Origin of the sequence: Pseudomonas sp. UBA6562 (genome assembly GCF_002434265.1) — a bacterium.
GTDB lineage: Bacteria > Pseudomonadota > Gammaproteobacteria > Pseudomonadales > Pseudomonadaceae > Aquipseudomonas.
Map to the genome: position 1 here is coordinate 36647 of NZ_DJJS01000006.1, position 11839 is coordinate 48485.

An 11839-nucleotide genomic window follows, 5' to 3' on the forward strand; every position below is an offset into this window, starting at 1 on the left:
TCGGCCAGTCTGGCCGAATCATTTCGACCGAGTCTATCCGACCGAATCACTCGGACCGAATCAATCGACGCGGCGCGATGCGCCCGTCTTCGCTCACTTCGCCGATACCGAGGAAGCGACCGCTGTCGTCCTGTACCCGAACCATGCCGAACTGCGGCGATTCGGGTGCTCGCACGGGTTGACCGTGCAGCCAGTAAAACGCGCTATTGGCCGACAAGCATACCAGCGGCCAATGCAAAAGACCGCTGTCCGATGGCATCAGGAAGCGGTCGAGCGCTTCGTTGCCGCCTTCGGCGTGAGCTTGCTCCAACGCTTCGAGGGTAACGGTCTGCGCCAATTCGAACGGCCCGGCGTGGGTCCGACGCAGCTCGGCGACGTACGCGCCGCAACCCAAGGCTTCGCCCAGGTCTTCGACCAGGGTGCGAATATAAGTGCCTTTGGTGCAGCCCACCGACAGCCGCGCGCGGCTGCCTTCGCTCTCGAGCAGTTCGAGGCGCGTAATAGTAACAGAACGCGGCTCGCGCTCCACTACCTCTCCGGCACGCGCCAACTTGTACAGCGGCTGCCCGTCACGCTTGAGTGCCGAGTACATGGGCGGTATCTGGCTGATCGGCCCCCGAAACGCCGGCAGGGCCGCTTCGATGTCGGCGCGACCAACGGTCACTTCGCGGGTCTGCAACACCTCGCCTTCGGCGTCGCCGGTGTTGGTGGTCTGCCCCAGCTGCATGACCGTCTCGTAGCCCTTGTCGGAATCGAGCAGGTATTGCGAAAACTTGGTCGCTTCGCCGAAACACAGGGGCAATACGCCGGTGGCCAACGGATCGAGGCTACCGGTATGGCCGGCCTTCTCCGCGTTGAGCAACCAACGGACTTTCTGCAGGGCCGCGTTGGAGGTGAACCCCAGCGGCTTGTCGAGCAGGATGATGCCGCTGACGTTACGGCGAATACGTTTGACCTGGGCCACCGCTTACTCCTTGTCGACGTCCGGTTCGTCTGCCTGGTGCAGACGGTCTTCGGCCACGGCGCGTTCGATCAACGCCGACAGATGGACGCCACGGCTGACGCTCTCGTCGTAGTGGAAGTGCAACTGCGGCACGCTGCGCAACTGCATCGCGCGGCCCAGGTGGAGGCGCAGGAAACTGGCGGCGCTGTTCAGGGCCTTGAGGCTCTGAGCCACGGCGGTACCGTCGTCATCGTCGCCCATGACGGTGATGAACACCTTGGCGTGACCGACGTCGCGGCTGACGTCGACGGCGGTGATGGTGACCAGCCCGACACGCGGGTCCTTGACTTCACGGCGGATCAGCTCGGCCAGCTCGCGCTGCATCTGATCGCCAATACGTTGGGTACGGCTATATTCTTTGGCCATTCTTGCTACCTGTATCTAAAGCGGCAAACGCCCGGCGAGGCGCGAGCCTGACCGGGCGTTACCTGGTGAGGCGCTGCCTGCCGCGATCACGCGGAGGCTGCGCCCGGCACGACCCTTACAGGGTACGGGCCACCTGGACTTTCTCGAACACTTCGATCTTGTCGCCGACCTTGACGTCGTTGTAGCTCTTGACGCCAATACCGCACTCCATGCCGTTACGCACTTCGGCAGCATCGTCCTTGAAGCGACGCAGCGATTCCAGCTCGCCTTCGAAGATCACCACGTCGTCGCGCAGCACGCGGATCGGACGGTTGCGATAGACGATACCTTCGATGACCATGCAGCCAGCGATGGCGCCGAACTTCGGCGAACGGAACACGTCGCGCACTTCGGCGACGCCCAGGATGTTCTCGCGAACATCGCTGCCGAGCATGCCGGTCAACGCTTTCTTGACGTCTTCGATGATGTCGTAGATCACGTTGTAGTAACGCATGTCCAGACCTTCCTGCTCGACGATCTTGCGCGCACCGGCATCGGCACGCACGTTGAAGCCGAACAGTACAGCGTTGGAGGCCAGCGCCAGGTTGGCATCGCTCTCGGTGATACCACCGACGCCGCCACCGACCACACGCACCTGCACTTCGTCGTTGCCCAGGCCGCCGAGCGAGCCTTGCAGCGCCTCGAGCGAGCCACGCACATCGGTCTTGAGCACGATGTTGAGGGTCTTCTTCTCTTCCTGACCCATGGTCTCGAAGATGTTCTCCAGCTTGCCGGCGTGCGCACGGGCCAGCTTGACCTCGCGGTACTTGCCTTGGCGGAACATGGCGACTTCGCGGGCTTTCTTCTCGTCAGCCACTACCGACAGCTCGTCACCGGCTTCCGGAGTGCCGTCCAGGCCGAGAATCTCGACCGGGATGGACGGGCCGGCTTCCTTCACAGGCTTGCCGTTCTCGTCGAGCATGGCACGCACGCGGCCATAGTTGGAACCGCACAGGACCATGTCGCCCTGACGCAGCGTACCGTCCTGAACCAGGATGGTAGCGACCGGGCCGCGGCCCTTGTCCAGGCGCGATTCGACCACCACACCGCGACCAGGCGCGGTCGGCGTGGCGTTGAGCTCGAGGATCTCGGCTTGCAGCAACACGGCTTCGAGCAGTTCGTCGACACCGGTGCCCATCTTGGCCGAAACCTTGACGAAAGGCGTGTCGCCACCCCAGTCCTCGGAGGTCACGCCTTCGACGGACAGCTCGTTGCGAATGCGATCGAGGTCGGCACCCGGCTTGTCGATCTTGTTCACCGCGACCACCAGCGGAACGCCGGCCGCCTTGGCATGCTGCACCGCTTCGCGGGTCTGCGGCATGACACCGTCGTCGGCCGCCACCACCAGGATGACGATGTCGGTCGCCTTGGCACCACGGGCACGCATTTGGGTAAACGCGGCGTGACCCGGGGTGTCGAGGAAGGTGACCATGCCACGGTCGGTTTCGACGTGGTAGGCACCGATGTGCTGGGTGATGCCACCGGCCTCGCCCGCAGCGACCTTGGCGCGACGGATGTAGTCGAGCAGCGAGGTCTTGCCGTGGTCGACGTGGCCCATGACGGTCACGACCGGCGCACGGGATTCGACCACGCCTTCGAACTTCAGCGACTCGGCCAGGGAATCTTCCAGCGCGCTGTCGCTGATCAGCGTGACCTTGTGGCCCAGCTCTTCGGCGATCAGCTGGGCAGTTTCCTGATCCAGCACCTGGTTGATGGTCACCGGAGTGCCCATCTTGAACATGAACTTGACGACTTCCGCGCCCTTGACCGACATCTGCTGGGCAAGTTCGGACACGGTGATGGTCTCACCGATGGTGACGTCACGCACGAGCGGACCGGTCGGGCTCTGGAAGCCATGCTGATTGCGCTTCTTCAGCTTGCCTTTGCCGCCACGGCCGCGACGCGCGCCATCGCTCTCTTCGTCGGTGGTGCGTGGAGCGGCGCGCGGGGTCGGCGCCTTCTCCTTTTCCTTCACCTTGACTTTGATCGACACGCGCGGCGCTTCACCACGACGCTCGCCACCACGGCGGTCGTCTTCACGGGTGCGCGTCTCGTTGCGACGGGTCTCGTCCTTCTTGCGCTCGGCGGCACGTGCAGCGGCGTCGTCGGACACCGGCGCGTTGGCCACGGCTGGCGCTGCCGGTGCAGCAGCAGGCTTGGCGGCAGGTGCGGAGGCAGGTGCCTCGGCGGCCTGACGACGGTTCTGCTCTTCGGCGCGCTGCTGGTTCTGCGCTTCGCTCTTGGCGCGCTCGGCGTTTTCCGCCGCACGGCGCTCTTCGAGCTCACGCTTCTGCTCGGCCTGGATTTCTTCAGGGCTGCGCTGAACGAATACTTTCTTCTTGCGTACTTCTACGCTGATGCTCTTGCTACCGGCCACACGCAGGGTGCTGGTGGTCTTGCGCTGCAAGGTGATCTTGCGCGGTTCCTGCGCCTTGCTTTTGTGGCTGCTTTTCAAATGAGTCAGCAGGACCTGCTTCTCATTGTCGGTCACTACCTGACCGGCGTCGGTGTGCGGTAGGCCCGCCTCACGCATCTGCTGCAGCAGGCGCTCTACCGGTGCCTCGACCTCTTGGGCCAGTTCTTTCACCGTGACTTGCGTCATGCATTTCTCTCCTCAGGCCACGCCTAATTACTCGAACCAGTGGGCTCGGGCGGCCATGATCAACTTGCCGGCACGCTCTTGGTCGATGCCGTCGATGTCGAGCAGGTCGTCAATCGACTGCTCGGCCAGGTCTTCGCGGTTAACCACACCGCGCACCGCCAGTTCCGCCGCCAGGTCCGGATCCATGCCCTCGAGGGAGAGCAGGTCTTCGGCCGGCTGGGCGTCTGCCAGTTTTTCTTCGGTAGCGATGGCTTTGGTCAACAAACGGTCCTTGGCACGAGCGCGAAGCTCGTTGACGATTTCCTCGTCGAAGCCATCGATGTTGAGCATTTCTTCCAACGGTACGTAGGCAATTTCTTCGAGGCTGGTAAAGCCTTCGTCGACCAGCACTTGTGCCAGCTCCTCGTCGACTTCCAGTTCTTCAACGAAATTACGCAGGATGTCGCCAGTTTCTGCTTGCTGCTTGGCCTGGATATCCTTCTCGGTCATCACGTTCAGGGTCCAGCCGGTCAACTGACTGGCCAGGCGAACGTTCTGCCCGCCACGACCGATGGCCTGGGCGAGGTTGTCTTCGGCGACGGCGATGTCCATGGCATGGGCATCCTCATCAACGATGATCGCCGCGACTTCAGCCGGCGACATGGCGTTGATGACAAATTGTGCCGGGTTATCGTCCCAGAGGACGATATCGACACGCTCGCCACCCAACTCGCCGGACACGGCTTGCACACGCGAACCGCGCATGCCGATACAGGCACCTTGCGGGTCGATGCGCTTGTCCTTGGAGCGGACGGCGATCTTGGCACGCGATCCCGGATCCCGGGAAGCGGCCATGACTTCGATGAGGCCTTCGGCGATTTCCGGGACCTCGATGCGGAACAGCTCGATCAGCATCTGTGGCGCGGTGCGCGACAGGATCAGCTGCGGGCCGCGGTTTTCACTGCGAATCTCCTTGAGCAGTGCGCGCAAACGCACACCGACGCGGAAGGTTTCGCGGGGAATGATGTCTTCACGGGCCAGCAATGCTTCGGCATTGTTGCCCAGGTCGACGATGATGTTGTCACGGGTGACTTTCTTGACGGTGCCGGAGATGATCTCGTTGACCCGCTCGCGGTAAGCGTCGACCACCTGGGCACGTTCGGCTTCGCGCACTTTCTGCACGATGACCTGCTTGGCGGTCTGGGCCGCGATGCGACCGAACTCGATCGACTCGATCTTTTCTTCGATCACGTCGCCGACTTGAGCTTCGGGGTGGGTCAGGTGGACCTTGGTCGGCCAGGTTTCGATCGCCGGATCGTCCAGTGCGTCTTCATCGACCACGGTCCAGCGACGGAACGTCTCGTAGCTGCCGGTGTGGCGGTTGATTTCCACACGCAGATCGACTTCGTCTTCAAAACGTTTCTTGGTTGCGGTCGCCAGCGCTACTTCCAGCGCCTCGAAAATCACACCAGGGGGTACACCCTTTTCGTTGGATACCGATTCAACAACCAGCAGTACTTCTTTGCTCATCGTACGCCTCGCCTTGCGCAAGCCATTGGACCCGTATGATCCAGCGGGCCCGGCACGTCTCAGTCAAAACTGGGAATAATATTGGCCTTGTCGATCGAGTCGATCGGCAACAGGAATTCGTTTTGGTCCACCTGGACCACCACATCCTGGTCCTCTACGCCGCGGAGGAGGCCTTGGAAGTTGCGACGGCCTTCGAAAGGCGTACGCAGCTTGATCTTCACTTGTTCGCCGGCATGCGAGGCGAACTGTTCCAACGTGAACAGCGGGCGATCCATACCGGGCGAAGACACCTCAAGGGCGTACTCACTGCTGATCGGATCTTCAACATCAAGCACACCGCTGATCTGGCGGCTGACGGCTTCGCAGTCCTCCACCATGATCCCGCCTTCCTTGTCGATGTAGACACGCAACACCGTGTGCTTGCCCTGGGAGATGTATTCGATCCCCCAGCATTGAAAGCCCAGACCCTCGACAACCGGGGCCAACAAGGCCTGCAACTGTTCTAGCTTGCTCGACACCTGAACCCCCTCGTGCATGCTGTGCAAATAAAAAATGGGCGAAACGCCCATCCCTGGAGACGCCATTGGACAACGGCGTCGAAACTGTTCGGCTAGCAAAAAGCCCCTGAAAAGGGGCTTCGCTGAAGCTGGTTGCGGGGGCTGGATTTGAACCAACGACCTTCGGGTTATGAGCCCGACGAGCTACCAAGCTGCTCCACCCCGCGACAAAGCTGGGGCAAAAGTATAAGACTGAACCCTGCTCAGGGTCAATCCGACCTCCACCTGCAAGAAAGCCCGCTACAGCGGGCTCTCATGCTTCAATTGGTACCGAGAAGGGGACTCGAACCCCTACACCCTATGGGCACAACCACCTCAAGGTTGCGTGTCTACCAATTCCACCACCTCGGCAATACTACATTTGAAACCCGTGACGCTTACTGCATTGTGTAACCTTTTACTTTTGTTCTTCAGCCGGAGGAGGTACATCACCTTGCTGGGTGGTTTCGCTCTTCTGCTCTTTCAGAACAGGCACATCGTCATTGACCGCAGGCTTTGGCTCTTTAACTTCAAGAACCGCTGGATCTGGCAAACCGGCTTGGGAAAGCTGGTGAGCCTGCTGCTTTGCGAAGTATCCTAACCCAAGTGCGGTCAGAAAGAAAGTAGCAGCGAGTATACCGGTCAATTTACTTAGGAACGTTGCCGAACCTTGACTTCCGAATACAGTGTTAGAAGCACCCGCACCGAAAGAAGCACCGGCTTCGGCACCTTTACCCTGTTGCATCAACACCAGCGCTACTACCGACAGCGCGGCCAACAGATGAAAAACAACTACGACTGTTTCCAGCATTTCAGTTTCCTGCGGCGCGACAAATTGCACCGAATTCGTCTGCGTTCAAGGACGCTCCACCAACGAGCCCCCCATCGATATCCGGCATGCCGAACAATTCGGCGGCATTGGACGCTTTCACGCTACCGCCGTAGAGCAGCTGGACATGAGCTGCGACTTCGGCATCTTCTTTCGCCAACTGCGCGCGAATAGCCGCGTGCACATCCTGAGCTTGCTGCGGGGAGGCCGTAAGGCCTGTACCGATGGCCCAAACAGGCTCATAAGCGATCACCGCATTGGCAAAAGCGGCAACACCGAACGTGTCGATGATACTGCTCAGTTGACGCTCGACAACTTCGAGTGTCTTGCCCGCCTCACGCTCTTCAAGGGTTTCCCCGATGCAGAGCACTGGCTTCAAACCGCAGGCCTGGGCGGCTGCAAACTTCTGCTGAAGCACTTTCTCGCTTTCGCCAATGACCTGGCGACGCTCCGAATGACCTACCAGCACCAACTTGCAACCCAGTTCAGCCAATTGACTCGGAGCAACTTCCCCAGTCAACGCGCCCTGTTCGGGCTGTATTGCAGAATTCTGTGCACCTACGGCGATTCCACCACTCTGGAGCGCATCGATTACTTGACCGATGTGCAACGAAGAAGGAAATACCGCAACTTCGACCTCACCCGACTGGGGCAACTTCCGTAGCCCTTCGAGCAGTTCAGCGACACCGGCGCGGGTACCGTGCATCTTCCAGTTACCAGCTACCATGGGGCGGCGCATGCTTTACCTCACAGGTCGAAGTGGGCGCAGATATTACCCAACCAGAAACGCCCTGGCAAGCGTCTTTCAAGCACAGACTTGTTCGACGAGCTTGGCCAAGGCTTCGGCGTGGCGGCGCACCTGAATTTCGTCATCGCCTTCGACCATCACGCGCACCAACGGCTCGGTGCCGGACTTGCGCAACAGCACGCGACCACGGCCGGCCATCGCCTCGGTGGCCTCGGCACTGGCCTGTTGCACGGCAGGGTTTTCCAGTGGATCGTCCTGGCCGGCGGCGAACCGCACGTTGATCAGCACCTGCGGGCACTTGCGCACGCCTTGACGCGCCTGGGCCAGGGTTTCGCCACGACGCTTGAGGGCCATGAGCACCTGCAGCGCGGCAATGATCGCATCGCCGGTCGTGGTGTGGTTGCAGCACACCACGTGACCCGAGTTTTCGCCGCCCAACTGCCAGTCGCGCTCCAGCAGCTCAGCCATGACATAGCGGTCACCGACCTTGGCACGGGCGAAGGGAATGTCCAGGTCCTTGAGCGCCAACTCCAGACCCAGGTTGCTCATGAGCGTGCCCACCACACCGCCCTGCAATTTGCCACGCGCCTGAAGATCGCGCGCAATGACGAACAACAACTCGTCACCATCGACGATCGCACCCGTATGATCGACCATCAGCACGCGATCGCCATCACCGTCGAAAGCGATGCCCAGGTCGGCATGGCCGACCAGCACAGCGGCTTGCAGCGACTCAATGTGCGTGGAGCCGCAACCTTCGTTGATGTTCAGACCGTCCGGCTGGGCATGCAGCACGGTGACGTCGGCGCCCAGCTCCTTGAACACGCTCGGCGCGACTTTGTAGGTGGCGCCATGGGCGCAGTCGACCACCAGCTTGAGCCCTTCGAAGCTGGTGCCGGTCGGCACGCTGCCCTTGCAGAACTCGATGTAGCGCCCGGCGGCGTCGTTGATGCGCGACACCTTGCCAAGTTTGGTGGACTCGACCACCGTCATGGGCTGGTCGAGCAGCTCTTCGATCATCAGCTCGATGTCGTCCGGCAGCTTGGTGCCTTTGCCCGAAAAGAACTTGATGCCGTTGTCGTCATGCGGGTTGTGCGAAGCACTGATAACGATGCCCGCTTCGGCGTGGAAGGTGCGCGTCAGGTAGGCGATGGCAGGCGTGGGCATCGGCCCCAACAGCATGACATCGGCACCGGCTGCAGACAGCCCGGCCTCCAGGGCAGACTCGAACATGTAGCCTGAGATACGCGTGTCCTTGCCGACCAATACGCGGCAATGGCCGAGCTTGCGGAACGCCATGCCCGCCGCCCACCCCAGCTTGAGCATGAAATCCGGGGTAATGGGAAATTGCCCGACGCGGCCACGAATGCCGTCGGTGCCGAAATATTTTCTGCTCATATGAAACTCCAATTGTTCTATTCGGCGTTCTGCACCGCGGCGATCATTCGCACGACATCGACGGTTTCGGCCACGTCATGGACACGCAGAATGCTGGTGCCTTTGGTCATGGCGAGCGCCGCGAGCGCCAAGCCACCGTACAGGCGCTCATCCACCGGGCGCTGCAGGGTCAGGCCGATCATACTCTTGCGCGACACTCCGACCAGCAAGGGGCGGTGCAGTTCCTGAAGCGCCTCCAGATGCTTGAACAGGCTGAGGTTGTGCTCGAGCGTCTTGGCGAAACCGAACCCAGGGTCGAGGATGATCCGCTCTGCTGGGATGCCGGCCGCGCCACACACCGCCATGCGCTGCTGCAGGTAGTCGCGCACTTCTGCGGTGACATCGGTGTAGTGAGGGGCGTCCTGCATCGTACCCGGCTCGCCACGCATATGCATCAGGCACACCGGCAGGCCGGTCGCCGCTGCGGCGGCCAATGCGCCCTCGCGCTCGAGCGCACGCACGTCGTTGATCAAACCTGCACCTACGCGTGCCGATTCGAGCATGACTTCGGGTGTCGAGGTATCGACGGAAATCACCACATCCAGGCGTTTGGCAATGGCCTCGACCATGGGCACGACACGTTCCAGCTCTTGCGCCACCGTCACAGGATCGGCGCCCGGCCGGGTCGATTCGCCGCCGATGTCGATCAGCGTGGCACCGGCCTCGACCATCGCTTGTGCGTGGAACAGCGCCTGGTCACGTTGCGCGAAACGCCCCCCGTCCGAGAACGAATCGGGGGTGACGTTGAGGATGCCCATGACGTGGGTACGGGAAAGGTCCAAAACCCGGTTGCCGCAAGGCAACCGGGTGGAGTACTGCGGGAAAGTCATAGAAGCCCTTAGTGATGAGCGGCTGGACCGCCAATCGGGGACTCTGGGCGATCGCCCTGGGAAGCCGGCGTACCGGAATCGCCTGCGTCGTTGTCCCAATCGCGTGGCTCACGCGGTGCGCGACCAGCCATGATGTCGTCGATCTGCTCGGCATCGATGGTTTCGTACTTCATGAGCGCATCGGCCATGGCGTCGAGCTTGTCGCGGTTTTCAGTCAGAATCTGCTGCGCCGTGGCGTAGCACTGGTCGATGATGCTGCGCACTTCCGAGTCAATCAGCTTGGCCGTTTCGCCGGAGACGCTGGCCTGCTGCGAACCGCCGCCACGACCCAGGAAGACCTCGCCCTCTTCTTCTGCATACATCAACGGCCCAAGTTTTTCCGACAGGCCCCACTTGGTCACCATGTTCCGTGCGATCTGGCTGGCACGCATGATGTCGTTCGACGCACCGGTGGTGACACCGTCGAAACCAAGAGTCATCTCTTCGGCGATACGGCCACCGTACAGCGAGCAGATCTGGCTGATCAGCGCGCGCTTGGAGAGGCTGTAACGATCTTCCTCGGGCAGGAACATGGTCACGCCAAGGGCCCGACCGCGCGGAATGATCGAAACCTTGTAGACCGGATCGTGCTCGGGAACGATGCGACCCACGATCGCATGACCCGCTTCGTGATAAGCGGTATTGCGTTTTTCCTTCTCGGACATGACCATAGTCTTGCGCTCGGCGCCCATCATGATCTTGTCTTTGGCCAACTCGAACTCTTTCATCTCGACCAGACGCTTGCCGGAACGGGCTGCGAACAGCGACGCTTCGTTGACCAGGTTGGCGAGGTCGGCACCGGAGAAGCCGGGCGTACCGCGAGCGATGACCGCCGGGTTGACATTGTCGCCTGCCGGCACTTTGCGCATGTGGACTTTGAGGATCTGCTCACGACCACGGATGTCCGGCAGCCCGACCACCACCTGGCGGTCGAAGCGACCAGGACGCAGCAGCGCGGGGTCGAGCACGTCAGGACGGTTGGTGGCGGCGATGACGATGATGCCATCGTTCATCTCGAAGCCGTCCATTTCCACCAGCAGCTGGTTCAGGGTCTGCTCACGCTCGTCGTGACCACCGCCCATGCCAGCGCCACGGTGACGGCCGACGGCGTCGATCTCGTCGATGAAGATGATGCACGGCGCATGCTTCTTGGCCTGTTCGAACATGTCGCGGACACGGCTGGCGCCGACGCCGACGAACATTTCCACAAAGTCGGAACCGGAAATGGTGAAGAACGGCACCTTGGCTTCGCCGGCGATGGCCTTGGCCAACAACGTTTTACCGGTACCGGGCGGGCCGACCATCAGCACGCCGCGGGGGATACGACCACCCAGACGTTGGAACTTGCCCGGATCGCGCAGGAACTCGACCAGCTCGCCCACTTCTTCCTTGGCCTCGTCGCAACCGGCGACGTCGGACAGAGTGGTTTTCACCTGGTCTTCGGACAGCAGGCGCGCCTTGCTCTTGCCAAAGCTCATCGGCCCGCCCTTGCCGCCGGCGCCGCCCTGCATCTGGCGCATGAAGAACATGAACACCGCGATGATCACCAGGATCGGGAAGCTGGCCACCAGCAGTTGGGTCCAGATGCTTTGCTGCTCGGGCTGCTTGCCTTCGACGACGACGTTGTTGTCGACCAAGTCGCCGATCAGGCCGTTGTCGGCAATGGCCGGACGGATGGTCTTGAAGGTGTCGCCATCGGACCGTTTACCGTTGATGACGGCGCCGTCGACCGTGACGCGCTCGACCTTACCGTCCTTGACTTGCTGGATGAAGTCGGAATAGTTGAGGGTCTGCGGCTCGTTCGGGCTGGAGAAGTTGTTCATCACCGTCACCAGGACGGCTGCGATGATCAACCACAGGATCAGATTCTTTGCCATGTCGTTCAATTAGCTACCCTCTGA

The 11839-nt window shown here is 61.3% G+C and carries 10 protein-coding genes and 2 tRNA genes; all 12 read right to left on the minus strand.

Annotation, left to right across the window (positions count from 1 at the left end; all coding sequences use genetic code 11):
* Positions 1-46: 46 nt before the first annotated feature.
* Positions 47-964: a tRNA pseudouridine(55) synthase TruB gene (truB, locus tag B4M43_RS07875; protein ID WP_296265821.1), complete on the minus strand. Its 918-nt coding sequence runs from the start codon at positions 962-964 to the stop codon at positions 47-49.
* 3 nt (positions 965-967) lie between these two features.
* Positions 968-1369, minus strand: a complete 402-nt coding sequence (gene rbfA, locus B4M43_RS07880; protein ID WP_296265823.1) for a 30S ribosome-binding factor RbfA — start codon at positions 1367-1369, stop codon at positions 968-970.
* Positions 1370-1484: 115 nt separating this feature from the next.
* Positions 1485-4010 carry a translation initiation factor IF-2 gene (gene infB, locus B4M43_RS07885; protein WP_296265826.1) on the minus strand — a complete coding sequence of 842 codons (2526 nt, stop codon included), beginning with the start codon at positions 4008-4010 and terminating at the stop codon, positions 1485-1487.
* A gap of 27 nt (positions 4011-4037) precedes the next feature.
* The gene (gene nusA, locus B4M43_RS07890; RefSeq protein WP_296265829.1) at positions 4038-5519 is read right to left on the minus strand and encodes a transcription termination factor NusA; all 1482 of its coding nucleotides are present in this window, start codon (positions 5517-5519) and stop codon (positions 4038-4040) included.
* A gap of 59 nt (positions 5520-5578) precedes the next feature.
* A complete protein-coding gene (gene rimP, locus B4M43_RS07895) occupies positions 5579-6037 on the minus strand; it encodes a ribosome maturation factor RimP (protein ID WP_296267283.1) in 459 nt (152 codons plus the stop codon).
* Between the two features lie 129 nt (positions 6038-6166).
* Positions 6167-6243: transfer RNA gene (locus B4M43_RS07900), tRNA-Met, on the minus strand.
* A 98-nt stretch (positions 6244-6341) separates the two neighbouring features.
* Positions 6342-6427, minus strand: a tRNA-Leu gene (locus B4M43_RS07905).
* Between the two features lie 46 nt (positions 6428-6473).
* Positions 6474-6866 (minus strand): preprotein translocase subunit SecG, encoded by a 393-nt coding sequence (gene secG / locus B4M43_RS07910; RefSeq protein WP_296265831.1) that lies wholly within the window; start codon positions 6864-6866, stop codon positions 6474-6476.
* A gap of 1 nt (position 6867) precedes the next feature.
* Complete coding sequence (gene tpiA, locus B4M43_RS07915; RefSeq protein WP_296265833.1) at positions 6868-7623, minus strand: triose-phosphate isomerase; 756 nt, start codon at positions 7621-7623, stop codon at positions 6868-6870.
* A gap of 66 nt (positions 7624-7689) precedes the next feature.
* On the minus strand, positions 7690-9030 hold the full coding sequence (glmM, locus tag B4M43_RS07920) for a phosphoglucosamine mutase (protein WP_296265835.1): 1341 nt from the start codon (positions 9028-9030) through the stop codon (positions 7690-7692).
* A 17-nt stretch (positions 9031-9047) separates the two neighbouring features.
* Positions 9048-9899, minus strand: coding sequence for a dihydropteroate synthase (gene folP / locus B4M43_RS07925; protein ID WP_296265837.1), 852 nt, complete (start codon positions 9897-9899; stop codon positions 9048-9050).
* An 8-nt stretch (positions 9900-9907) separates the two neighbouring features.
* Positions 9908-11815, minus strand: a complete 1908-nt coding sequence (ftsH, locus tag B4M43_RS07930; RefSeq protein ID WP_296265838.1) for an ATP-dependent zinc metalloprotease FtsH — start codon at positions 11813-11815, stop codon at positions 9908-9910.
* Positions 11816-11839 lie beyond the last annotated feature (24 nt).

Coding starts and splice junctions, on each gene's coding strand:
- rbfA (WP_296265823.1), bottom strand. CDS start 1,369: ATGGCCAAAGAATATAGCCGTACCCAACGTATTGGCGATCAGATGCAG.
- infB (WP_296265826.1), bottom strand. CDS start 4,010: ATGACGCAAGTCACGGTGAAAGAACTGGCCCAAGAGGTCGAGGCACCG.
- nusA (WP_296265829.1), bottom strand. CDS start 5,519: ATGAGCAAAGAAGTACTGCTGGTTGTTGAATCGGTATCCAACGAAAAG.
- secG (WP_296265831.1), bottom strand. CDS start 6,866: ATGCTGGAAACAGTCGTAGTTGTTTTTCATCTGTTGGCCGCGCTGTCG.
- tpiA (WP_296265833.1), bottom strand. CDS start 7,623: ATGCGCCGCCCCATGGTAGCTGGTAACTGGAAGATGCACGGTACCCGC.
- glmM (WP_296265835.1), bottom strand. CDS start 9,030: ATGAGCAGAAAATATTTCGGCACCGACGGCATTCGTGGCCGCGTCGGG.
- folP (WP_296265837.1), bottom strand. CDS start 9,899: ATGACTTTCCCGCAGTACTCCACCCGGTTGCCTTGCGGCAACCGGGTT.
- ftsH (WP_296265838.1), bottom strand. CDS start 11,815: ATGGCAAAGAATCTGATCCTGTGGTTGATCATCGCAGCCGTCCTGGTG.